Raw genomic sequence first — 23728 nt, 5'->3', positions numbered from 1 at the left:
AGGACGGCCATTCAGGCCGGCAGCAATTGCATGGCCTGGGCCTGGGACAGCGGGCTTTCATTGGCCAGGCGCACCAGCAGCTCGGCATCGATCACCGGCTCAAGGCCCAACGGATCGCGCGGCAACACCTTGTGCACCAGCACCAGGTGAGCCAGGGCCAGGCGCCGATGGTCCGCACCCTGGCGCGCGGCCTCCCAGGCCATGAAGATGGCGCTGGCCAGGTGATAGAGAACGCTGCCCACCTGCCGCACCTGCTCGTCCCGGCGCTGCTGCGCCACGGCATGGAAGCCGGTCACGGTGCGCAACAGGGCCGAATCGAACAGCCGGCGGCTCGCCGGTGGCAAATCGGCCTCGGCCAGCAGCCCGGCCAGATAGCCCTGCAACGGCTCCAGCGCCTGCTCCCGAGTCACCGCCCGGGCAATGTCCAGGGCGACGATGTTGCTGGTGCCCTCCCAGATCGACCCCAGGTGCGCATCGCGCACCAGCCGGGCATCGCTCCACTCCTCGATATAGCCAACCCCGCCGCGCACTTCCATGGCATCGCCGGTCACCCGGCGGGCATCACGGCAGGCGCGGAACTTGATCAGCGGCGTAAGGATCCGCACGCACTTGCGCGCCGTCTCATCGCCGCCATCGGCCCGGGGCAGCAAGCTGGCGATCTGCATGAACATCGAGCGCGCCTGTTCGGCGGGCAGCATCATCTTCAGCAACTGGCGCTGCATCAGCGGCATTTCGATCAGGTGCTTGCCGAAGGCCCGGCGCTGGCGGGCGATGTACAACGCCTCGCTCAGCCCCCGGCGCATCAGCCCCGCCGCGCGCACGCCATTGGACAGGCGCGACATGTTGATCATGTCGGCCATCTGCTGAAAACCGCGGCCGACCTCACCGATCAGGTAGGCCGTGGCGCCTTCCAGGGTGATCTCGCCACTGGCCATCGAGCGGCTGCCCAGCTTGTCCTTCAGGCGCTGGATCCGATAGTGGTTGCGCGAGCCGTCGGGCAGCACCTTGGGCAACAGGAACAGGGTCACCCCGGCCATGCCCGGTGGTGCGTCTTCCGGGCGCGCCAAGACCATGGCCAGGTCGGCATCCGGGTTGGAGCAGAACCACTTCTCACCGAACAGGCGCCATTGGCCATCTTCCAGCCGGGCCCGGGTTTCGGTGCGTGAAACGTCGGAACCGGCGGCCTGTTCGGTCATGAACATCGCCCCCTGGAACAGCGTCTCGAACTCCTGGGACTGCAACTGCGGCAGGTAGCGCGCCACCAGTTCCGGCGTACCGAACTTGCACAGGGTGCGGGTCAGGGAGTCGGTCATGCTCACCGGGCAGCACAGGCCGAACTCGGCCTGGACGAACAGGTAGGTCAGGGCGTACTTGATCAGCGGCGGCGGACCACCAGGCTGGTGGCTCATGGCAGCCAGCCCCAGTTCGGCAAAGGCCACCCGTTCCAGGGTGACGTAGTCCGGATGCTTGGCGATGCTTTGCAGGTTCTCGCCGCGGCGGGTACGCGGTTGCAGCACCGGGGGATTCTTGTCGGCGCTCAGGGCCAGCACATCCAGCTCGCCACCGGCCCGGGCGCCCAGGTGCTGCAAGGTGGGCAACCACTGCTGGTAGACCGCCGAGGGCAGGTAGACCTGGAGCAGCGCGGCCAGGCCGGCGTCACACTCGAACAGGTTGATGCCGCGGCTGTCGGGGATGTTGAGGCTGTCTTCAATGGGGCGGGGCTCGGCGGTCATGGCGCGTCTCCTGTTTTTTGTAGGCCGAGACTAGAGCCGCCATCGATAAGTATCTAATACAAAATCAATCAAATACGATAAGAAATCCATATCGTAGAACCGGAGTCGCCATGGACCTCAAACAGTTGCGCTACTTCGTCGCGGTAGCCGAAGAACTGCATTTCGGGCGGGCCGCGAACCGTCTGTGCATTTCCCAGCCGGCCCTGAGTTTCGACATCAAGAAGCTTGAGGGGCAACTGGAAGTCCAACTGCTCAATCGCAACAACAAATCCGTGAGCCTGACCAACGCCGGCCAGGTGCTGCTGGACGAGGCCCGCTACCTGCTGCTGCGTGCCGACCAGGCGCGGCACCTGACCCAGCGCTCGGCAGAAGGCTTTGCCGGGCGCCTGAGCCTGGGTTTCGTCAACTCGATCCTGCACCGCGGGCTGCCCGAGGCGGTCAAGGCCTTCGAACAGCAATACCCGGAAACCGAAGTGGTGCTGATGGAAATGAACAGTGCCGACCAGACCCAGGCCCTGCAACGCGGCCAGATCGACATCGGTTTCGTCCATGGCAGCACCTTCGCCGCCGGCATCCACAGCGAACCGCTGCTGGCCGAGCCGTTCCTCTGCTGCCTGCCCCAGAGCCACTCGCTGGCCACCCAGGCGCGGATCGACCTGGCGCAACTGGCCAATGACGATTTCATCCTGTTTCCGCGGGCGGTCTCGCCGCACTACCACGACCTGATCATTTCCCGCTGCGTGGCGGCCGGGTTCAGCCCGCGCATTCGCCACGAGACGCGGCTATGGCAAACGGTGGTGGCAATGGTGGCCCACGAGATGGGCGTGGCGCTGGTGCCCCAGACCCTGGCCATGCTCGGCCAGCCGGGCGTGCATTACGGCGAGCTCGAAGGCTCCGGCGCGCCTTCGCAGATCCAGGCGATCCGCCTGGAGGACAAGCCTTCGGCGGCGGCCGAAAGCTTTCTCGGGCTGCTCAAGTCCCTGATCAAACCGGCCGCCGGAGGGCGCTGAGCGGTGGGGCGCGATACGCAATCACGTATCAAACCATAAGATTTAATCATTATATTTTTCGATTCCTGCCTGTATAGGCTCCCAGCGGTCGGACCTTGCCAGAAGTCCATGCGCCCGATCAGGGGCGCATATAACAATAAAAACGCAGGAATTGAACATGAACGCTGCCCAGGATGCCGCTGCCCACAAGAAAGCCCGCAAGGCGGGTATCGCCTCATTCATCGGCACCACCATCGAGTGGTATGACTTCTACGCCTATGGCATCGCCGCCGCCCTGGTGTTCGGCAAGGTGTTCTTTCCCGCCGACCTGCCCCCCGGCACGGCCACCCTGCTGTCCTTCCTGACCCTGTGGGCCGGGTTCATCGCCCGCCCCGTCGGCGGCATCATCTTCGGCCACATGGGCGACAAGATCGGTCGCAAGACCACCCTGGTGATCACCCTGATCATGATGGGCCTGGCCACCACCTGCATCGGCCTGCTGCCCAGCTACCTGCAGATCGGCGTCTGGGCCCCCATTGCCCTGGTGACCCTGCGCATCATCCAGGGCATCGCGGTGGGCGGCGAATGGGGCGGGGCGATCCTCATCGCCAGCGAAAGCGCGCCCAAGGGCAAGGGCATTCTCTATGCTGCCTTCGCCCAGCAGGGTTCGCCGGCCGGCAACCTGCTGGCAACCCTGGTGTTCTTCGGCCTCAGCGCCCTGCCGACTCCGGACTTTCTGCTCTGGGGCTGGCGCATTCCGTTCCTGCTGTCGGCGGTGCTGGTGATCATCGGCATGGTCATCCGCCTCAAGCTGGAAGAATCCGATGACATGAAGCGCCTGATGGAGCAGAAAAAGACCGTCAAGCTACCGATTCTCGAAGTCCTGCGCGACCACTGGCGCCTGGTGCTGCTGGGGGCCGGGGTGCTGCCGATCATCCACGTCACCTATTTCAAGAGCACCTTCGCCCTGTCCTGGGCCACCAAGGAGCTGGGCTACAGCCAGAGCAGCTTCCTCAGCGTGATCGTCATCGCCCTGGTAGTGCAGTTCATCACCCAGCCCCTGGGTGCGGTGCTGGTTTCACGCATGGACATGCGCAAGGCCATGGTGCTGATGGTGGTGCCCGAGCTGCTGCTGATGCCGGCGATGTTCTTCGCCGTGGAGACCGGTCACTACTGGATCGCGGTGCTGGGCATGTGCCTGGCCACGGTGCCGCACTCGATGTTCTATGGCGCGGTGGGCGGCATCCTGGCGCGGGCCTTCCCGACCCGGGTGCGCTACAGCGGGCTGTCGATCTCCTATCAGCTGTGTTCACTGCTGGTGGGCGGCGCCACGCCGGTGCTGGCCCAGAGCATCCTCAATGGCACCGGCAGCATCATCGGCGTAGCCATAGCCTCGGCCTGCTACGCCCTGGTCTCGCTGGCATGCATGCTGGCCCTGCTCAAGCGCATCGGCCATAACGCCGCCGAACTGTCCACGGCGGAACAGGCGGATGCCGACGAACTGGCGCGCCAGACTGGCGCCCAGCCACCTGTGGATAAGGTTTCCCGGCCCGACCCGGTGCCTGGCAGCGAGCTACAGCCCGCTCGCTGATGCCCCCTCCAAGTGGTGCAGGCGCCGCTCATGTTCCAGCAGCCAGCGCTTGCGCCACAGGCCACCGCCATAGCCGGTCAGAGAGCCATCGGCGCCAATCACCCGGTGGCAGGCAATGACAATGGAAATCTGGTTGGCGGCATTGGCCCGGGCCACCGCCCGCACCGCTGAGGGCGAGCCGACCTGCCGCGCCACCTCGGCGTAGCTGCAGGTGGTACCCAGGGGAATGGCCCGCAGCGCCTGCCAGACGGTACGGGTAAAGGGCGAGGCGCTCATCGCCAGCGGTGTGGCGAAGTGCACCGCCTCGCCGGCGAAGTAACGCTGCAGTTCGGCCTCGATCTGGTCGATGGGGGCAAAACGCCCGAAACCTATGCTCGAACCACTGCTCTTCTGCAGGTTCTGCAACTCATTGGCCAGTGCCGGGCGGTCGAAGAACTCCAGCAGATGCAGGACCTGGGCGTCGGCCACCGCCAGCATCACGCCGATCGGGGTCTGCAACCAATCGACCTTGAGCAGTTCCCGCCCCCGCAGGTTGGACGGCGGCTGGCCCGCCAGGCGGCTGAAGGCATGGCGAAAGCCGCTGTCGGAGTCGAAGCCGGCGCTGATCTGCGCCTCGATCACCGGCTCTCCCGAGGCCAGTTGCTGCATGCCCTGGCCCATGCGACGCAGGCGCGCCATTTCCAGGAAGGTGACGCCGAAATAGCGCTTGAACGCACGGCGCACGGTGGATGGGTCCAGCCCCTGGGCGACCAGGTCGTCCTCGTACCAACGGCGTTCCGGGTCGCTGCCCAACTGCTCGAGCAAGGTCTGCACCCAGGGCTCCTGGACCCCGGCCCGCTCCAGCGGACGACAGCGCAGGCAGGCGCGGAACCCAGCTTCGACACAACCCTTGATGGAGCCGAAGAACACCGTGTTCTCGCGCTTGGGCTTGCGTGCAGCGCAGGTCAGGCGGCAGAACACGCCGGTGCTCTTCACCCCGACAAAGGCAAAGCCTTCATAGGCCGGGTCCCGCGCCAGCAGCGCCTGGTACAGGGTGTCGTCATCGGGAAGCTGGAACAGCAGAGGGGCATTTTCCATGGCCGCATCCTAAACCTTGAAGCATCGGGTTCGAGCACTCTAAACCCGCCCTTTGCCCCGCGCCGCTGAAAAACGGGCGTTGATTCTTCTATCAAGGCGCGCCCATCGAGCGCCGTTCAGATTCATGCACTATATTGGTGCAATGCCTTGCACTCAGGTGCCAATACCAGCCCATTTTGGTTCGAAAATACCCGCCAGAGCTGGCAAAACGCCACAGAACCAGGCTTCAAACGCCTGTTTCAGGGCATGCGCGCTTCTTTTCGGAGCCTTGGTTTGGTTTTTGCATTTTCTCCACCACAGCGCCTTAGCCGCGCGCGAACTTCGGGACCGGCCCCGGATTGTCTTGCTTCAAAAGAGGTCACCATCTACCCATGACCATCAGCGACCCACTGCACCGCCTGCTTCTGGACAACCTGACCACCGCCACCATCCTGCTCAATGCCGACCTGCGCCTTGAGTACATGAACCCGGCGGCGGAAATGCTCCTGGCCATCAGCGGCCAGCGCAGCCATGGGCAATTCATCAGCGAGCTGTTCACCGAATCCGCCGAAGCCTTGAGCTCCCTGCGCCAGGCGGTGGAGCAGGCGCACCCCTTCACCAAGCGCGAAGCCATGCTCACCGCACTGACCGGCCAGACCCTGACCGTCGACTACGCGGTGACGCCGATCCTCAGCAATGGCGACACCCTGTTGCTGCTGGAGGTCCACCCCCGGGATCGGTTGCTGCGCATCACCAAGGAAGAGGCCCAGCTGTCCAAGCAGGAAACCAGCAAGATGCTGGTGCGCGGCCTGGCCCATGAAATCAAGAACCCTCTGGGAGGGATTCGCGGCGCCGCACAATTGCTGGCCCGGGAGCTGCCCGAAGAAAGCCTCAAGGACTACACCAACGTCATCATCGAAGAAGCCGACCGCCTGCGGAACCTGGTGGATCGCATGCTCGGCTCGAACAAACTGCCATCCCTGGCCCTGACCAACATCCATGAAGTGCTGGAGCGGGTCAGCAGCCTGGTGGAAGCCGAAAGCCAGGGCTGTATCACCCTGGTGCGCGATTACGACCCGAGCATTCCCGACGTGCTGATCGACCGCGAACAGATGATCCAGGCGGTGCTCAACATCGTGCGCAACGCCATGCAGGCCATCAGCAGCCAGAATGAAATGCGCCTGGGGCGCATCACCCTGCGCAGCCGCACCATGCGCCAGTTCACCATCGGCCACGTGCGCCATCGCCTGGTGAGCAAGATCGAGATCATCGACAACGGCCCGGGCATCCCCGCGGAACTGCAGGACACCCTCTTCTTCCCCATGGTCAGCGGCCGCCCGGACGGTACCGGGCTGGGCCTGGCCATCACCCAGAACATCATCAGCCAGCACCAGGGTCTGATCGAATGTGACAGCCATCCCGGCCACACCACGTTCTCGATCTTTCTGCCACTGGAACAAGGAGCCCCATCGACATGAGCCGTAGTGAAACCGTGTGGATCGTCGATGACGACCGTTCTATCCGTTGGGTCCTGGAAAAAGCCTTGCAGCAGGAAGGGATGACCACCCAGAGCTTCGACAGCGCCGATGGGGTGATGAGCCGCCTGGCCCGCCAGGCCCCGGACGTGATCATTTCCGACATTCGCATGCCCGGCGCCAGTGGCCTGGACCTGCTGGCACGGATTCGCGAGCAGCACCCGCGCCTGCCGGTGATCATCATGACCGCGCATTCGGACCTGGATAGCGCTGTCGCTTCCTACCAGGGCGGCGCCTTCGAATACCTGCCCAAGCCGTTCGATGTCGATGAAGCGGTGTCGCTGGTCAAGCGCGCCAATCAGCACGCCCAGGAACAGCAAGGCCTGGAAGTGCCGCCGACCCTGACTCGCACTCCGGAAATCATCGGTGAGGCGCCGGCCATGCAGGAGGTGTTCCGAGCCATCGGGCGCCTGAGCCATTCCAACATCACAGTGCTGATCAACGGCGAATCCGGTACCGGTAAGGAACTGGTAGCCCATGCCCTGCATCGCCACAGCCCGCGGGCGGCTTCGCCGTTCATCGCCCTGAACATGGCGGCGATCCCCAAGGATCTGATGGAATCCGAGCTGTTCGGCCATGAAAAGGGCGCCTTCACCGGCGCGGCCAACCTGCGGCGCGGGCGCTTCGAGCAGGCCGACGGCGGTACCCTGTTCCTCGACGAGATCGGCGACATGCCAGCCGACACCCAGACCCGCCTGCTGCGGGTCCTGGCCGATGGCGAGTTCTATCGGGTCGGTGGCCATACCCCGGTCAAGGTCGATGTACGCATCATCGCCGCGACCCACCAGAACCTGGAAACCCTGGTGCACGCCGGCAAGTTCCGTGAGGACCTGTTCCACCGCCTCAACGTGATCCGCATCCATATCCCGCGCCTGTCGGACCGTCGCGAAGACATCCCGACCCTGGCCAGGCATTTCCTCAGCCGCGCCGCCCAGGAGCTGGCGGTGGAACCCAAGTTGCTAAAAAACGAAACCGAGGAATACCTGAAGAACCTGCCGTGGCCGGGCAACGTACGCCAGCTGGAGAACACCTGCCGCTGGATCACGGTCATGGCCTCGGGTCGCGAGGTGCATATCAGCGACCTGCCACCGGAGTTGCTGAGCCTGCCCCAGGATTCGGCGCCGGTCACCAACTGGGAACAGGCCCTGCGCCAATGGGCCGACCAGGCCCTGGCCCGCGGGCAATCGAACCTGCTGGACAGCGCGGTACCGAGTTTCGAGCGGATCATGATCGAGACCGCCCTCAAGCACACCGCCGGCCGCCGCCGCGATGCCGCGGTCCTGTTGGGCTGGGGGCGCAATACCCTGACCCGCAAGATCAAGGAGCTGGGGATGAAGGTCGACGGTGGCGACGAGGATGAAGGCGAGGAAGGCTGAAGCCCCGGCCGCGGCATGTAGGCGCTGGCTTGCCAGCGAAGAGGCCCTTGAACCTTGCAGTGCGCCCACAGGCGCTTTCGCCGGCAAGCCGGCTCCTACGATGAGGATGTGCGTGCACCAGTATGGGGTGCATGCACTGCCCGAAGGCGCACTGCTGTGCCATCCAGCCCGGGTACAACCCGCGCCTCAGCTCTGAAAAGCCCTCCGTCGAAAACGCAAAAGCCCCGGATTACGGGGCTTTCGGCTTTTTATCCCAGCAATCAACGCCTCTGCAGCCAAAACTGGCACGCCACCTGCAATAACCCAGTCACTACCCAGTTTCGGGGACCTTGGTACAGGCAGGCCGGGGATTCCCCTCTTTAACACCAGGCTCGGCACGCACATCGCGACGGCCAATGGTTTCGGGAACCCCAGTACAGGCAGGCTGGGACTTCCCTCTTTAACACCAGGCCCACCCCGCTCACAGCGACGGGCCAGGCTTTCGGGAACCCCGGTACAGGCAGGCCGGGACTTCCCTCTTTAATACCCGGCCCATCCCGCTCACAGCGACGGGCCAGGCTTTCGGGAACCCCGGTACAGGCAGGCCGGGACTTCCCTCTTTAACACCAGGCCCACCCCGCTCACAGCGACGGGCCACGCTTTTGGGGACCCTGGTACAGGCAGGCCGGGAATCCCCTTCTTTACACCGGGACTCATCGCCCTCGTGGCGCTCAGCCCCTCCCGCTTTTGGGGGCCTTGGTACAGGCAGGCCGGGGTTTCCCTCTTTTATTCCTCCTGCAGGTGGATCGCCAGGCGCCAGCGCCCCTCCACCTCGCTCCCGTCCCACTGGCCCCGCAGCGGCCGCGCGGCCACCAGGTTCAGCAGCAGGCCCTGGTCCGCCCGGCGCACCCGCCAGTTCACATTGCGCTGATTGACCTGCAACTGGCCCTTCTGTGCCTGCCCCTGGGCATCGAACAGCAGCGCCACGGTGCCATCGATGTGTTCCCCATGGAGCTTGGGCTCATGGTTGAACCACAGCACCAGCCCATCGGGCGCCACCTCGACCTGCTGCAACGCCACCGGATCAGGCTGGGTCAGGCGGCCGATCATCAGCCCTACCATCACCCCGACAATCGCCAGGGAGCCGAACACCCGCAGCATTAGCTTCGGTCGCGAGTACGCTTCAGGCGTAGAATGCAGCCTGTCTTTCTCTTCGGAGCCGTGCATGTTTCACGTCATCCTCTTTCAACCAGAAATTCCGCCGAATACCGGCAACGTTATCAGGCTGTGCGCCAACAGCGGCTGCCACCTGCATTTGATCGAGCCGCTGGGTTTCGAAATGGACGACAAGCGCCTGCGCCGCGCCGGCCTCGACTATCACGAATACGCCACCCTGCAACGCCATGCGAACCTTGCCAGTTGCCTGGAGAGCCTCGGCCAACCGCGCCTGTTCGCCTTCACCACCAAGGGCTCGCGCCCCTTCCATGACGCCAGCTTCCAGGAGGGCGACGCCTTCCTGTTCGGCCCCGAGAGCCGGGGCCTGCCGGCAGACGTGCTGGACGCCCTGCCCGGCGAACAGCGCCTGCGCCTGCCCATGCGCGAAGGCTGCCGCAGCCTGAACCTGTCCAACACCGTGGCCGTGGCGGTCTATGAAGGCTGGAGACAGTTGGGGTTCAAGTAGGGCCAGGGGTTCGCGGGCAAGCCCGCTCCCACAGGTTTTGCCCGAGCATGAAAAAAGCGCCGTTACAGGCGCTTTTTTCGTACCACAACCAGCACTTACTGAACGGTGTTTTCGCCAGCGGACTGCAGGCGTTGCAGCTCTTGGGCATACAGCGCATCGAAGTTCACCGGGGCCAGCATCAGCGCCGGGAACGAACCGCGGGTCACCAGGCTGTCCAGCGCTTCACGAGCGTAAGGGAACAGGATGTTCGGGCAGAAAGCACCCAGGGTGTGGCTCATGGAAGCCTCATCCAGGTTCTTGATCAGGAAGATACCGGCCTGCTGAACTTCAGCGATGAAGGCCACTTCGTCGCCGTTCTTCACGGTCACGGACAGGGTCAGCACCACTTCGTGGAAGTCGGCTTCCAACGCTGTCTGGCGGGTATTGAGGTCCAGGCCGACGCTAGGTTCCCATTGCTGACGGAAGATCGCCGGGCTTTTCGGCGCTTCGAAGGACAGGTCACGCACGTAGATACGCTGCAGGGAGAATTGCGGTGCGCTTTCGTCGTCGGCAACGGTGTTCTGTTGGTCAGTCATCTCATGATCCTTCTTGATCTTGGGTCTATAGGGTTAGGTTCTGTACGCAAACTGCCTGCGCTTCGACCATGCTGCGTTAAAAACAGGCTCGGAATGCTCATGTAGGCCCCGACACTCCGCTTCCTCGCCTGTTTTGCCTTGCCTGATCTTCGCTCGGCGAGTTTCCATACGAGCCTAGGAATTTCAGGCCGCTAGCAGCGCGTCGAGCTTGCCAGCACGCTCCAGGGCGAACAAATCATCACAGCCACCTACATGGGTGGCGCCGATCCAGATCTGCGGCACGGACGTACGCCCGGCCTTCTGGGCCATCTCGGCGCGTACCTGGGGCTTGCCATCGACCTTGATCTCTTCGAAGGCTACGCCTTTGCTCGCCAGCAGATGCTTGGCGCGCGAGCAGTAAGGGCAGTAATCACTGGAGTAGACGATGACCTTGGACATTACTTCACCAATGGCAGGTTATCGGCCTTCCAGCTGGCCACGCCGCCGGACAGCTTGGCCGCGGTGAAACCGGACTTGAGCAGCTCGCGGGCGTGGGTGCCGGCGTGCTGGCCCTGGGCGTCCACCAGGATGATGGTCTTGGACTTGTGCTTCTCCAGCTCGCCGACACGGGCGGCCAGCTTGTCCTGGGGAATGTTCAGTGCACCGACGATATGGCCGGCGGCATAGTCCTTGGATGGACGGATATCGATCACGACGCCCTGCTCGCTGTTGACCAGCGCGGTCAGTTCACGGGTGCTGAGGCTGCGGCCACCGCGGCTCAATTCATGAGCGATCAACAGAGCCAGCAGGATGGCGAAGGCGCCGACGAGCAAGTAGTGTTCAGTGGCGAATTGAATCAGGTGAGCAACCATCTAAGGAGGTTCCAGGGCGTTAAAATGTCGGCCAGTATACACAGCCCTCCGGGTCGACCAAACCCCGCCCGGCGGTGACTCCACCGGAACTTCGCTTTAAACTGCCACTCCCTTTTTCAACACCTCCCTTTCATCTCTTTCCTATCCAGCCACGAGTGGACGCCATGACTACCACGCCTAAACCTTTGGTCCTGATGATTCTGGATGGCTTCGGTCACAGCGAAAGCCACGAATCCAACGCCGTCTATGCGGCCAAGAAGCCGGTCCTGGACCGCTTGTGCGCCAGCATGCCCAACGGCCTGATCTCGGGTTCGGGCATGGATGTCGGCCTGCCGGACGGGCAGATGGGCAACTCCGAAGTCGGCCACATGAACCTCGGCGCCGGCCGCGTGGTGTACCAGGACTTCACCCGGGTGACCAAGGCCATCCGTGACGGTGAGTTCTTCGAGAACCCGACCATTTGCGCGGCCGTGGACAAGGCCGTGAATGCCGGCAAGGCGGTGCACATCCTCGGCCTGCTGTCCGACGGCGGCGTGCACAGCCACCAGGACCACCTGATCGCCATGGCCGAACTGGCCTTCAAGCGCGGCGCCGAGAAGATCTACCTGCATGCCTTCCTCGATGGCCGCGACACCCCGCCCAAAAGCGCCCAGTCGTCCATCGAACTGCTGGACGAGACCTTCAAGACCCTGGGCAAGGGCCGCATCGCCAGCCTGATCGGCCGTTACTTCGCCATGGACCGCGACAACCGCTGGGACCGTGTGGCCCAGGCCTACAACCTGATCGTCGACGGCCAGGGCCAGTTCAACGCCGCTACCGCCCAGGAAGGCCTGCAAGCCGCCTACGCACGTGAAGAGAGCGACGAATTCGTCAAGGCCACCACCATCGGCGAACCGGTCAAGGTCGAGGACGGCGATGCCGTGGTGTTCATGAACTTCCGCGCCGACCGTGCACGGGAGCTGACCCGGGTCTTCGTCGAAGACGACTTCAAGGACTTCGAACGCCCACGCCAGCCTAAGCTGGCCGGCTTCGTCATGCTCACCCAGTACGCCGCCAGCATCCCCGCGCCGTCGGCCTTTGCTCCAGGCAGCCTGGAAAACGTGCTGGGCGACTATTTGGCGAAAAACGGCAAGACCCAGCTGCGCATTGCCGAAACCGAGAAATACGCTCACGTGACCTTCTTCTTCTCCGGCGGCCGTGAAGAGCCGTTCCCGGGTGAAGAACGCATCCTGATCCCATCGCCGAAAGTCGCCACCTACGACCTGCAGCCGGAAATGAGCGCCCCTGAAGTCACCGACAAGATCGTCGACGCCATCGAGCACCAGCGTTATGACGTGATCATCGTCAACTACGCCAACGGCGACATGGTCGGCCACAGCGGCGTGTTCGAGGCGGCGGTCAAAGCCGTGGAATGCCTGGACCTGTGCGTCGGACGTATCGTCGACGCCCTGGAAAAGGTCGGCGGCGAAGCCCTGATCACCGCCGACCACGGCAACGTCGAGCAGATGTCCGACGAATCCACCGGCCAGGCCCACACCGCCCACACCACCGAGCCGGTGCCATTCATCTATGTCGGCAAACGCACCTTGAACGTCCGTGAAGGCGGGGTTCTGGCGGACGTGGCGCCCACCATGCTCAAGCTGCTGGGCCTGCCCAAGCCCGCGGAAATGACCGGCACGTCGATCCTGGTGGACCCGGCGCGCTGATCCCCCAGCTCGCCATCGCAGGCAAAAACGCCCGATGCAACCATCGGGCGTTTTTCATGGTGGCCTTGCACAGGGCGAATCAGAGCCATGGCAGTACAACCAGACAAGCGCCGGGCTTTTATTGAATAATGATTATCGTTATCAATACCAGCAGAGAGAATCTCCATGAACAAGACGGCTATGCTGCTTCTGGCCTCCCTCCTGTCAGGCTGTGCAAGCCAGGTTCCTGCTCAACAGCCGGTGGATGCCAATGCCCTCGTACAGCAACACAGCCCGGTGCAAATGGATGCTCAGACCGCCAATAAATTGAAAGCACTGCTGAAGATCCAGCCATCCCGGGGCTCTAACGACATAGGCCAGATGAACGACCTGATTTCCCGGGAGTTCCTGCACACCCCTTACGCGGCGAACCGGCTGCACGGCTCTGCAACCCTGGCCGAGAAGCTGGTGGTCGACTTCAGGGGCCTGGACTGCTTCACCTACCTGGATTACGTCGAGGCCTTGCGCCAGTCCAGCGACGAGGCCGGCTTCATCAACAACCTGGTGCAGATTCGCTACGTGAACGGCGATATCAACTTCCTCAACCGCCGCCACTTCTTCACCGATTGGGCCCATGCCGGGCAACCCATGGCCGAGGATGTGACCGCCCAGCTGAGTGCGAACGCGGTGACCGTGGCCAAGCGCCTCAATCAAAAGGCCGATGGCGGCCGCTACCTGCCCGGCCTGCCCGTGGCCGAACGCGACATCACCTACATTCCCAGCGCATTGATTGACCAGCATCTACTCAGCCACCTGCAAACCGGCGACTACATCGGCATCTATACCCACCTCTCGGGCCTGGACGTCACCCATACCGGGCTGTTCATCCAGACGGCCCAGGGCCCGGTCCTGCGCAACGCCTCCTCGAAAAAGGACCAGGGCGCGGTGATCGACTCACCCTTCATGGAGTACGTTCACAACGTCCCGGGAATCGTGGTCCTGCGGGCCCGGCAAGACAGCCAGGCCGGCCAGGCTGCCTCGGCCGCGAAGACCGGCACCCAAGCGCTGCAGCATCAGGCTCGCTCGCCCGCACAAGGTTGATCGGCGCCGCCGCCCCAGGCCACGGTGGCGGCACGCTGATAGCAAATGGCCCAATAACGGCCCGGAAACGGCTTTTTATGACGAACGCCTCAAAGCAGTTGGCTTTGAGGCGTTTTTTTTGCAGCGATGGGCGGGCATACTAGGCCGTCCCTTTCCCTGGTGTCGCCCGCCTCTATGCTTCGCGCCCTGATTACCCTTGCTCTGATCTGCCTGCTCCAACCGGCTTTCGCCGACGAGCGCGCGCAAACCCAACAACAGTTGGACGCCACGCGTCAGGACATTGCCGAGCTGAAAAAGCTGCTGGGCAAGTTGCAGGAAGAGAAGTCCGGGGTGCAGAAAGAACTGCGCGGCACCGAAACCGAGATGGGCAAGCTGGAAAAGCAGGTCGAGGCCCTGCAAAAAGAGCTGAAGAAAAGCGAATCCGAGCTGCAGCGACTCGATGAGGAGAAAAAAAAACTTCAGAGCGCGCGCACTGAACAGCAGCGACTGATCGCCATCCAGGCCCGCGCGGCCTACCAGAACGGGCGTCAGGAGTACCTCAAGCTGCTGCTCAACCAGCAGAACCCGGAAAAATTCGCCCGCACCCTGACCTATTACGACTACCTGAGCCAGGCCCGCCTGGAGCAGTTGAAGAATTTCAACGAGACCCTGCGCCAACTGGCCAATGTGGAAAAGGACATCTCCCTGCAGCAGGCCCAGCTGCTGGTGCAGAAAAGCAGCCTCGACACCCAGCGCGAAGAACTCGACAAGGTGCGCAAGGAGCGCCAGCTGGCCCTGGCCAAGCTGAACAACGATGTGAAGGCCCGTGACGACAAGCTCAAGGCCCGCGAACAGGACCAGGCCGACCTGGCCAAGGTCCTGAAAACCATCGAGGAAACCCTGGCGCGCCAGGCTCGCGAGGCAGAGGAAGCGCGGCAGAAAGCGCTGTTCGCCCAGCAGGAAGCCGAAAAAAAGCGCTTGCGTGAGGCTCAGGCCGACGCCAGCGATGAGCCGCGCAAACCCGCAAGATCAAGCCCTGGAGCCCTGGTTTCCAGCGCCGGTCCTTCCTATGGCGGGGCATTTGCTTCAGCCCGGGGAAAACTTCCATGGCCCGTTGATGGTCGACTACTGGCACGCTTTGGTGAAACCCGTGGCGACGACGCCCGCTCCAAGTGGGACGGCGTGATGATCAGCGCCGCCGCCGGCAGCCAGGTGCACGCCGTGCACGGTGGCCGGGTAGTGTTCGCCGACTGGCTGCGCGGCGCCGGCCTGCTGGTGATCCTCGATCACGGCAACGGTTACCTGAGCCTCTACGGACACAACCAGACGCTGCTCAAGGAAGCCGGCGACGTGGTCAAGGCCGGAGAGTCCATCTCCACCGTCGGTAATAGTGGCGGACAGGACACTCCTGCGCTGTACTTTGCAATTCGTCAGCAGGGCCGCCCCAGCGACCCGGCTCAGTGGTGCCACGCGCAAGGATAAGCGCTGCATCTAAATTAGGAGTTCGTTCGACATGCTGCATCTGTCCCGCCTTACCTCGCTGGCCCTGACGATCGCCCTGGTGATCGGAGCGCCTCAGGCGTTTGCCGCCGAAACCGCTCAAGCAGCAACCGCCGCGACCACCAAGGCGCCCTTGCCGCTGGAAGAGCTGCGCACCTTCGCCGAGGTCATGGACCGCATCAAGGCCGCGTATGTCGAACCCGTAGACGACAAGACCCTGCTGGAGAATGCCATCAAGGGCATGCTCAGCAACCTCGACCCGCACTCTGCCTATCTGGGCCCGGAAGACTTCGCCGAACTGCAGGAAAGCACCAGCGGCGAATTCGGCGGCCTGGGCATCGAAGTCGGCGCCGAGGACGGCTTCATCAAGGTGGTCTCGCCCATCGACGACACCCCGGCATCCAAGGCCGGGATCCAGGCCGGCGACCTGATCGTCAAGATCAACGGCCAGCCGACCCGTGGCCAGACCATGACCGAAGCCGTGGACAAGATGCGCGGCAAGATCGGCCAGAAGATCACCCTGACCCTGGTGCGCGACGGCGGCACGCCGTTCGACGTGACCCTGGCCCGCGCCACCATCCAGGTGAAAAGCGTGAAGAGCCAGCTGCTGGAGTCGGGCTACGGCTATATCCGCATCACCCAGTTCCAGGTCAAGACCGGCGAGGAAGTCTCCAAGGCCCTGGCCAAGCTACGCAAGGACAACGGCAAGAAGCTCAACGGCATCATCCTCGACCTGCGCAACAACCCGGGCGGCGTGCTGCAAGCCGCGGTGGAAGTGGTGGACCACTTCATCACCAAGGGCCTGATCGTCTACACCAAAGGCCGCATCGCCAACTCCGAGCTGCGCTTCTCCGCCACCGGCAAGGACGAAAGCGAAGCCGTGCCGATGGTGGTGCTGATCAACGGCGGCAGCGCCTCGGCTTCGGAGATCGTCGCCGGTGCCCTGCAGGATCAGAAGCGCGCGGTACTGATGGGTACCACCAGCTTCGGCAAGGGCTCGGTGCAGACCGTGCTGCCGCTGAACAACGACCGGGCGCTGAAGATCACCACCGCGCTGTACTTCACCCCCAACGGGCGTTCGATCCAGGCCCAGGGCATCGTTCCGGACATCGAAGTGCGCCGCGCCAAGATCACCAGCGAGTCCCAGGACGGCGAGTACTTCAAGGAAGCCGACCTGCAGGGTCACCTGGGCAATGGCAACGGCGGCGCCGACAAGCCCAGTGGTGCAGCGAGCAAGGCCAAGCCGATGCCGCAGGACGACGACTACCAGTTGGCCCAGGCCCTGAGCCTGCTCAAGGGGCTGAGCATCACCCGCGGCAAATGATTGAACCCTTCGCCGGCAAGCCGGCTCCTACAGGAGCCGGCTTGCGTAGGAGCTGGCTCGCCAGCGAAGCGCCCGCCAGGGTGCCCATTCCCCTAAAGGCCTGATCCCGATCCTCATGATTTCCCGCTGCTCACTGCTGTTGCGCTCGCTCCAGGCCCCGCTGTTCACCCTGCTGTGCCTCTTGCCCCTCGCGCCCCAAGCCGCCGAACCCACAGCCGTCGCGCCCAAGGCCTACCTGAGCCTGATCATCGACGACCTGGGCCAGAACCTGCCCCGGGACCGCCGGGTACTGGCCCTGCCCGGCCCGGTAACCACGGCGATCATGCCGAACACGCCCCACGCAGCCGAGTTCGCCCGTGAAGCCCATCGCGCCGGCAAGATCGTCATCCTGCACATGCCCATGGACCCGGCCACAGGGCCGTTCGCCTGGCACCCCGAGCTGCCCGTCGAAGAACTGCAAAAACGCCTGGACGCCGCCTTCCAGGCCGTGCCCTACACCAGCGGCATCAACAACCACATGGGCAGCCGCATGACCGCCCAGCCCCAGGCCATGGCCTGGCTGATGGGCGAGCTGCAACGGCGGCACAAGTTCTTTGTCGACAGCCGCACCAGCGCCCAGACGGTGGCCGCCGCCGAAGCGCAGAAGATCGGCCTGGCCAGTGTTTCCCGGGATGTGTTCCTGGATGATGAACGTACCGAAGCGGCGATCAGCCAACAGTTGCAGACCGCGATCAAACTGGCGCGCAAACAGGGTTCGGCGGTGATGATCGGCCACCCTTATCCACAGACCCTGGCAGTGCTCGAACGTGAGCTGCCCAGGCTCAAGGCCCAGGGCATCGAGTGGATCGATATCAAGTCGATGATCAGCCTGCGCAGCAACAAGGCCATGGCCGGGCATGGCAAGAACGGGGTTTATCGCTAGAGGCCTTCGCCACAGGAACTGGCTTGCCAGCGAAGCGCCTACAGGTAACGCCCCATGATCTCCTCCACCATCCCCTCTTGGCGCATCTGGTCCAGGGCCGCCTGAAGCTTGGCCACCACCTCATCGGAGACGTCCTTGTTCAGGGCCAGGTACAGCTCGGCGCTGTTGAAGCGCAGCACGGTCTTGAGGCCGCTGATGCCCTCCTGCTTGGCCAGGTAGCGCCCGGCCGGGTCGCCAGTGGCCCAGAGGTCGATCTGCCCCGCCACCAGCTTCCTGGCGTTGTCCTGGTCACGCAGTACCACTTGCGGCGCCAGGCCCTGCTTGGTCAGGGTCTCGGCAATGGCATCGCCCTTGTAGGCGCCGATCTTGTACTTGCGCGCCTGCTCCAGGGATTCGAGGCTGATGGTGCTGCCGGCCTTGGCCAGCATGATCCAGTCATCCGGGCCAATGGGGCCGACCCACTTGAACAGCGGCTCGCGGTCCGGCAGGCGCGCCATGACGAACACACCATAGCCCGGCTGCTCCAGCGCCATCTTGTAGATACGCTCCCATGGAAAACGCAGGGTCAGGCTGTAATTGATTCCGGCACGCTTGAACATTTCGCGGACGATATCCACGGCGATGCCGTCGATATTCTCGCCCTGAGCGAAGTTCTTGCCGTTCTTGGCCATGTTGTAGGGAGGGAAGTTTTCCGTCAGCAACACCAGGGAGGTGTCGGCGGGTTCATCAGCGCGGGCGAGGCCGCAAAGAACAAGCGAAGCGCTGGCGACAACCACTAGAAGACGTTTGAACATGACGGGCTACCGGAATCCATGGCGTGCTCAAGAGTGCCGTGAGCCCGCCATGCTGTCCAGTGGCTATCGCACAACAATCCCGCGCTGGGCCATGTAGGCCTTGGCCTCGGGAACCGTGTACTCGCCGAAGTGGAAAATACTCGCCGCCAGCACCGCGCTGGCATGGCCTTCGATGATGCCGTCGGCCAGATGCTGGAGGTTGCCGACACCGCCGGAGGCGATCACCGGAATCCCCAGGGCATCGCTGATGGCCCGGGTCACGCCCAGGTCGAAGCCGTTTTTCATGCCGTCCTGATCCATGCTGGTGAGCAGGATCTCGCCGGCACCCAGGCCTTCCATCTTCTTCGCCCATTCCACTGCGTCCAGCCCGGTGGGCTTGCGCCCGCCATGGGTGAAGATTTCCCAGCGCGGGGCTTCGCCCGGGCCGGAGACTTTCTTGGCGTCGATGGCGACCACGATGCACTGGGAGCCGAAGTGCTGCGCGGCCTCGCCGACGAACTCCGGATTGAACACCGCGGCGGTGTTGATCGAGACCTTGTCCGCGCCGGCATTGAGCAGGTTGCGGATGTCCTGCACGGTGCGCACGCCACCGCCCACGGTCAGCGGGATGAACACCTGGCTGGCCATGCGTTCGACGGTATGGAGGGTGGTATCACGCCCATCGACGCTGGCGGTGATGTCGAGGAAAGTGATTTCGTCGGCACCCTGCTCGTCGTAGCGACGGGCAATTTCCACCGGGTCACCGGCGTCGCGGATGTTCTCGAACTTGACGCCCTTGACCACCCGGCCGTTGTCCACGTCCAGGCAAGGGATGATGCGTTTGGCCAGTGCCATGGCGAATCCTCAGCCTTGGTACGAATCGCAGAAAGCCTGGGCTTCTGCGACATCGAGGGTGCCTTCATAGATCGCGCGGCCAGTGATGGCGCCGATGATTCCTGGCGCCTTGGCGTCCAGCAGGGCCTTGATGTCGCCCAGGTTGTGGATACCGCCGGAAGCGATCACCGGGATCTTGGTGGCCGCCGCCAGGGCTGCGGTGAACGGCACGTTGCAGCCCTGCATCATGCCGTCTTTGGCGATGTCGGTATAAACGATGGCGGACACGCCGTCGGCTTCGAAACGCTTGGCCAGGTCGATCACTTGCACGCTGCTGACTTCAGCCCAGCCGTCGGTGGCGACGAAACCGTCCTTGGCGTCCAGGCCGACAATCACCTTGCCGGGGAACGCGCGACAGGCCTCGGCGACGAACTCCGGCTCCTTGACCGCCTTGGTGCCGATGATCACGTAGCTCACGCCAGCCTTGACGTAGTGCTCGATGGTTTCCAGGGAACGGATGCCGCCACCGATCTGGATCGGCAGGTTCGGGTAGCGCTTGGCGATTGCGGTGACCACCTCGCCGTTGACCGGCTGGCCTTCGAAGGCACCGTTCAGGTCCACCAGATGCAGACGACGGCAACCGCCTTCAACCCATTTGGCGGCCATGCTCACCGGGTCATCGGAGAACACCGTGGAATCTTCCATGCGGCCTTGGCGCAGACGCACACAGGCGCCGTCCTTGAGATCGATAGCGGGAATAATCAGCATCTGGCAAACCTTCAAGTTCGATTGTTCAGCTTCACTCGGAAATCAGTTTTTCTCGAGCGCCCACAGGTCGCTTTCGATGCTTTCGAACCTCTCCTTGAGGTGCGCCTGCACATCGAAAATCGCCCGGTTGTAATAGTGCGGAGCAATTTCGCGGGTAAACAGTTCAAGAACCTCCGCTGCTTCGAACGAGCCCAGCTCGAGCTCGAACCGATCCTCCAGGAAACGCTTGATCTTGTGCGTCGCCTCGCTCTCCTGCTCGGCAGTAAGGCTCAGGATCGGCGGCTTGGGTTTCTTGATCGCCATTTACCAGCGACCGTCCCAGGCGGCGAAATTCTGCAGCAGCTGCAGGCCGTGGGTATGGCTTTTCTCCGGGTGGAACTGCACGGCGAAACGCGAGCCGTCGGCCAGCGCCGCGGCGAAATCCACGCCATAGTGACCGCTGCCCACCACCTGCCGCGCGTTACCGGCATTGATGTAGTAGCTGTGCACGAAGTAGAAGCGCGCCAGGTCCGCAATGTTGTGCCACAGCGGGTGATCCACCGCCTGCTTCACTTCGTTCCAGCCCATGTGCGGCACCTTCAGGTGCTCGCCATCCTCGATCAGGCCCTTGCCGAAGAACTTCACCTGGCCGGGAAACAGGCCGATGCAGTCCACGCCTTCGTTCTCTTCACTGTGGTCGAGCAGCGCCTGCATGCCCACGCAGATACCGAGGAACGGACGGTCCTGGCTGACCTCGCGCACCAGGGCATCGAAGCCCAGGCGGCGGATCTCGGCCATGCAGTCACGGATCGCGCCCACTCCGGGGAACACGACCCGGTCGGCCTCTCGAATCACGCTGGCATCGCTGGTGATCAGCACCTTGCCGGCGCCCACGTGCTCCAGGGCCTTGGCCACCGAGTGCAGGTTGCCCATGCCGTAGTCGATGACGGCGACGGTCTGCATTACAGCACGCCCTTGGTCGACGGCATCTGGCCGGCCATGCGCTCGTCCAGCTCCACCGCCATGCGCAGCGCGCGGCCGAAGGCCTTGAACACGGTCTCGATCTGGTGGTGAGTGTTGGTGCCGCGCAGGGTGTCGATGTGCAGGGTCACGTTGGCGTGGTTGACGAAGCCCTGGAAGAACTCCTGGAACAGGTCGACATCGAAACCACCGACGGTGGCGCGGGTGAACGGCACATGCATCTGCAGGCCAGGGCGGCCGGAGAAGTCGATCACCACGCGGGACAGGGCTTCATCCAGCGGCACATAGGCATGGCCGTAGCGACGGATGCCTTTCTTGTCGCCGATGGCCTTGCTGAACGCCTGGCCGAGGGTGATACCGACATCCTCCACGGTGTGGTGGTCGTCGATATGCAGGTCGCCCTTGCTTTCGATGTCCAGGTCGATCAGCCCGTGCCGGGCGATCTGGTCCAGCATGTGCTCAAGGAAGGGCACGCCGATATCGAATCGGGCCTTTCCGGTGCCATCCAGGTTGATCGAGGCTTTGATCTGGGTTTCCAGAGTGTCGCGCTCGACAGATGCCTTACGTTCGGCCATCACCAGCTCCGCAAAATCATTGGGCGAAAAAGGCGAATAGTATAGGCCCCACGGCGGCTAAACAGAAACACGATGGACAATATCCTGACGGGCGCCAGCCAATGGCTGCGGGGCTGTACCTGTCATGACAACTATAGAAAACAGCTCACCGCTGAAGGCGCCAGGCCTTGCAGACCGAGGCGCCTTGCTCGCCGGCAAGCCGGCTCCTACGCAGGAGCTGGCTTGCCGGCCAAGCCCTTAATGGAACAGCACTGCGGTCTTCTGCAGAGTCACCCAAACCCCCCAGGCCAATGGAATGCCCACGACCAGCCAGGCAGCGATCACCAGCGGCTGGCTGGCGGACGAAGCTTTCCACTCCAGCACGACACTGCTGTCAGCACCCTTGTCGTGGCCCAGGGCCTGCTCGGCCGCCAGTTGCTCGTCGGTCATGAAGTACTTGTCGGCCACCGGGCGCACCAGCAGGTTGCACAGGAAGCCCAGCACCAGCAGGCCGGCGAGGATGTACAGGGTGATGTCATAAGCTGCGGCGCGTTCGACGCCGATGTTCAACTGATACTCACGCAGGTAGTTCACCAGCACCGGGCCCAGCACTCCCGCCGCTGCCCAGGCAGTCAGCAGGCGACCGTGGATCGCACCCACCATTTGTGTCCCGAACAGGTCCGCCAGGTAGGCCGGAACTGTGGCGAAACCACCGCCGTACATCGACAGGATGATGCAGAACGCCGCCACGAACAGGGCGATGTTGCCCAGGTGGCCGAGGTTCGGAATCAGCGCGTAGAGGGCAAAGCCCAGGGCGAAGAACACGAAGTAGGTGTTCTTGCGCCCCAGGTAGTCGGAGAACGACGCCCAGAAGAACCGCCCGCCGATGTTGAACAGGCTCAGCAAACCGGTGAAGCCGGCGGCAATCGCGGCAATCTGCGCCAGTTGCCCGGCGTCCAGCTGGCTGAAGGTCAGGCCATTGCCCAGCAGCTTGCCGGCAAACACTTCCTGCAGCAGGGGCGAGGCCATGCCGAGGATGCCGATACCGGCCGATACGTTGAGGCACAGCACCAGCCAGACCAGGCGGAACTGCGGAGTCTTCCAGGCCACGTTCACGTGCACATGGCGGTGGGTGATCATCGCATTGGCGGCTTTCTTCGCCGGCGCAGTCCAACCTTCAGGTTTCCAGCCGGTCGGCGGAACCCGATAGGCCAGGGCGCCGCCGATCATGAACACGAAGTAGATCGCGGCCATCACCAAAAAGCTCTGCCACACGCCGACGCTGGTAGGCGTGGCGAAGTAGCTCATCAGGGCTGCCGCCAGGGGCGCGCCCACCATGGCGCCACCGCCAAAGCCCATGATCGCCATGCCGGTGGCCATGCCGCGCTTGTCCGGGAACCACTTGATCAGGGTCGACACCGGGGAAATGTAGCCCAGGCCCAGGCCAATACCGCCGATGACCCCGGAGCCTATCCACATCAGCCAGATCTGGTGGGTGTAGATCCCCAGCGCCGAGATCAGCAGGCCGCCGCACCAGCACAGTGCCGAAACCACACCGGCCTTGCGCGGGCCGGCATGTTCCAGCCAGCCGCCCCAGATCGCCGCCGAGCACCCCAGGAAGATGAAGAACAGGGTGTAGATCCAGCCGAGCATGGAGATCGGCCAGTCACACTGGGACGAAAAGATCTGCGCGATGAAGCCCATGCCGGGCTCGCAAGCCACGGGCGCACTGACGCCCAGGGCCTTGGACAGCGGCAGCCAGAACACCGAAAAGCCATAGGCCATGCCGATGCACAGGTGGATGGCCAGAGCGGCCGGTGGAACCAGCCAGCGGTTGAAACCGGGCTTGGCGATGATGCGTTCTTTGGACAAGAACGCTGGCTGAGCGGACGGACTGGCCGCCGCTTTGCTAGTGCTCATGGATGTTTCCCCCAATTATTAGAATTGTTCATCGGCCACTCT

The 23728-nt window shown here is 63.5% G+C and carries 23 protein-coding genes; 10 read left to right on the top strand and 13 right to left on the bottom strand.

Annotated elements, in window-relative coordinates; translation table 11 throughout:
- Positions 1–11: 11 nt before the first annotated feature.
- A complete protein-coding gene (locus ABCR88_RS01990) occupies positions 12–1733 on the bottom strand; it encodes an acyl-CoA dehydrogenase family protein (RefSeq protein WP_194237454.1) in 1722 nt (573 codons plus the stop codon).
- A gap of 110 nt (positions 1734–1843) precedes the next feature.
- Here ABCR88_RS01990 and ABCR88_RS01985 point away from each other — a divergent pair, with 110 nt between their 5' ends.
- Together ABCR88_RS01985 and ABCR88_RS01980 are read left to right on the top strand one after the other, a co-directional pair.
- On the top strand, positions 1844–2743 hold the full coding sequence (locus ABCR88_RS01985; RefSeq protein WP_011058756.1) for a LysR family transcriptional regulator: 900 nt from the start codon (positions 1844–1846) through the stop codon (positions 2741–2743).
- Between the two features lie 157 nt (positions 2744–2900).
- Entirely contained in the window at positions 2901–4313 is a 1413-nt protein-coding gene (locus ABCR88_RS01980; RefSeq protein ID WP_123577325.1) for an MFS transporter, read from the top strand.
- Here the strand turns inward: ABCR88_RS01980 and ABCR88_RS01975 are convergent.
- The gene (locus ABCR88_RS01975; protein WP_325985439.1) at positions 4296–5390 is read right to left on the bottom strand and encodes a trifunctional transcriptional activator/DNA repair protein Ada/methylated-DNA--[protein]-cysteine S-methyltransferase; all 1095 of its coding nucleotides are present in this window, start codon (positions 5388–5390) and stop codon (positions 4296–4298) included. The two genes, ABCR88_RS01980 and ABCR88_RS01975, sit on opposite strands and share 18 nt — an antisense overlap.
- Positions 5391–5761: 371 nt before the next feature.
- Between ABCR88_RS01975 and glnL the strand changes: the two genes are divergently transcribed.
- Positions 5762–6847 (top strand): nitrogen regulation protein NR(II), encoded by a 1086-nt coding sequence (gene glnL, locus ABCR88_RS01970; protein WP_011058753.1) that lies wholly within the window; start codon positions 5762–5764, stop codon positions 6845–6847.
- Positions 6844–8280 (top strand): nitrogen regulation protein NR(I), encoded by a 1437-nt coding sequence (gene ntrC / locus ABCR88_RS01965; RefSeq protein WP_047283560.1) that lies wholly within the window; start codon positions 6844–6846, stop codon positions 8278–8280. The genes glnL and ntrC overlap by 4 nt, the downstream gene beginning before the upstream one ends.
- 765 nt (positions 8281–9045) lie before the next feature.
- Here ntrC and ABCR88_RS01960 read toward each other — a convergent pair.
- Positions 9046–9486, bottom strand: coding sequence for a hypothetical protein (locus ABCR88_RS01960; protein WP_325985438.1), 441 nt, complete (start codon positions 9484–9486; stop codon positions 9046–9048).
- Between ABCR88_RS01960 and trmL the strand changes: the two genes are divergently transcribed.
- Positions 9485–9940, top strand: coding sequence for a tRNA (uridine(34)/cytosine(34)/5-carboxymethylaminomethyluridine(34)-2'-O)-methyltransferase TrmL (trmL, locus tag ABCR88_RS01955; protein WP_350404053.1), 456 nt, complete (start codon positions 9485–9487; stop codon positions 9938–9940). The genes ABCR88_RS01960 and trmL overlap by 2 nt on opposite strands.
- A gap of 95 nt (positions 9941–10035) precedes the next feature.
- On the opposite strand, the gene secB is transcribed toward trmL, so the two are convergent.
- From secB to ABCR88_RS01940, 3 genes are all read right to left on the bottom strand, one after another.
- A complete protein-coding gene (gene secB, locus ABCR88_RS01950; RefSeq protein WP_011058749.1) occupies positions 10036–10515 on the bottom strand; it encodes a protein-export chaperone SecB in 480 nt (159 codons plus the stop codon).
- A 183-nt stretch (positions 10516–10698) separates the two neighbouring features.
- Positions 10699–10953 (bottom strand): glutaredoxin 3, encoded by a 255-nt coding sequence (grxC, locus tag ABCR88_RS01945; protein ID WP_011058748.1) that lies wholly within the window; start codon positions 10951–10953, stop codon positions 10699–10701.
- Positions 10953–11366 (bottom strand): rhodanese-like domain-containing protein, encoded by a 414-nt coding sequence (locus tag ABCR88_RS01940; protein WP_011058747.1) that lies wholly within the window; start codon positions 11364–11366, stop codon positions 10953–10955. The genes grxC and ABCR88_RS01940 overlap by 1 nt, the downstream gene beginning before the upstream one ends.
- Before the next feature lie 164 nt (positions 11367–11530).
- Between ABCR88_RS01940 and gpmI the strand changes: the two genes are divergently transcribed.
- The 5 genes from gpmI to ABCR88_RS01915 all read left to right on the top strand — a co-directional run bounded on the left by gpmI (position 11531) and on the right by ABCR88_RS01915 (position 17877).
- Positions 11531–13072 carry a 2,3-bisphosphoglycerate-independent phosphoglycerate mutase gene (gpmI, locus tag ABCR88_RS01935; RefSeq protein ID WP_350404052.1) on the top strand — a complete coding sequence of 514 codons (1542 nt, stop codon included), beginning with the start codon at positions 11531–11533 and terminating at the stop codon, positions 13070–13072.
- A gap of 165 nt (positions 13073–13237) precedes the next feature.
- On the top strand, positions 13238–14152 hold the full coding sequence (locus tag ABCR88_RS01930) for a DUF1460 domain-containing protein (RefSeq protein ID WP_350404051.1): 915 nt from the start codon (positions 13238–13240) through the stop codon (positions 14150–14152).
- 174 nt (positions 14153–14326) lie between these two features.
- Positions 14327–15613 carry a murein hydrolase activator EnvC gene (locus ABCR88_RS01925; protein WP_350404050.1) on the top strand — a complete coding sequence of 429 codons (1287 nt, stop codon included), beginning with the start codon at positions 14327–14329 and terminating at the stop codon, positions 15611–15613.
- Between the two features lie 31 nt (positions 15614–15644).
- The gene (locus ABCR88_RS01920) at positions 15645–16955 is read left to right on the top strand and encodes a S41 family peptidase (RefSeq protein ID WP_011058743.1); all 1311 of its coding nucleotides are present in this window, start codon (positions 15645–15647) and stop codon (positions 16953–16955) included.
- 115 nt (positions 16956–17070) lie between these two features.
- On the top strand, positions 17071–17877 hold the full coding sequence (locus ABCR88_RS01915) for a divergent polysaccharide deacetylase family protein (protein WP_350404049.1): 807 nt from the start codon (positions 17071–17073) through the stop codon (positions 17875–17877).
- A 38-nt stretch (positions 17878–17915) separates the two neighbouring features.
- Here the strand turns inward: ABCR88_RS01915 and ABCR88_RS01910 are convergent, their stop codons facing one another.
- The 7 genes from ABCR88_RS01910 to ABCR88_RS01880 all read right to left on the bottom strand — a co-directional run bounded on the left by ABCR88_RS01910 (position 17916) and on the right by ABCR88_RS01880 (position 23686).
- Positions 17916–18671 carry an ABC transporter substrate-binding protein gene (locus ABCR88_RS01910; RefSeq protein WP_232643956.1) on the bottom strand — a complete coding sequence of 252 codons (756 nt, stop codon included), beginning with the start codon at positions 18669–18671 and terminating at the stop codon, positions 17916–17918.
- 63 nt (positions 18672–18734) lie between these two features.
- Positions 18735–19505 (bottom strand): imidazole glycerol phosphate synthase subunit HisF, encoded by a 771-nt coding sequence (gene hisF, locus ABCR88_RS01905; protein ID WP_011058740.1) that lies wholly within the window; start codon positions 19503–19505, stop codon positions 18735–18737.
- Between the two features lie 9 nt (positions 19506–19514).
- On the bottom strand, positions 19515–20252 hold the full coding sequence (hisA, locus tag ABCR88_RS01900; RefSeq protein ID WP_007921811.1) for a 1-(5-phosphoribosyl)-5-[(5-phosphoribosylamino)methylideneamino]imidazole-4-carboxamide isomerase: 738 nt from the start codon (positions 20250–20252) through the stop codon (positions 19515–19517).
- 42 nt (positions 20253–20294) lie between these two features.
- Positions 20295–20555, bottom strand: a complete 261-nt coding sequence (locus ABCR88_RS01895; protein WP_011058738.1) for a DUF2164 domain-containing protein — start codon at positions 20553–20555, stop codon at positions 20295–20297.
- Positions 20556–21194, bottom strand: a complete 639-nt coding sequence (gene hisH / locus ABCR88_RS01890) for an imidazole glycerol phosphate synthase subunit HisH (RefSeq protein WP_019093880.1) — start codon at positions 21192–21194, stop codon at positions 20556–20558.
- The gene (gene hisB / locus ABCR88_RS01885; RefSeq protein WP_011058736.1) at positions 21194–21787 is read right to left on the bottom strand and encodes an imidazoleglycerol-phosphate dehydratase HisB; all 594 of its coding nucleotides are present in this window, start codon (positions 21785–21787) and stop codon (positions 21194–21196) included. The genes hisH and hisB overlap by 1 nt, the downstream gene beginning before the upstream one ends.
- Before the next feature lie 237 nt (positions 21788–22024).
- On the bottom strand, positions 22025–23686 hold the full coding sequence (locus ABCR88_RS01880; protein ID WP_350404048.1) for an OFA family MFS transporter: 1662 nt from the start codon (positions 23684–23686) through the stop codon (positions 22025–22027).
- Positions 23687–23728: the final 42 nt, after the last annotated feature.

The sequence above is a fragment of the Pseudomonas sp. W17 genome (genome assembly GCF_040268305.1).
GTDB classification, from domain to species: Bacteria; Pseudomonadota; Gammaproteobacteria; order Pseudomonadales; family Pseudomonadaceae; genus Aquipseudomonas; species Aquipseudomonas protegens.
This window is presented reverse-complemented; position numbering and strand designations above follow the sequence as displayed.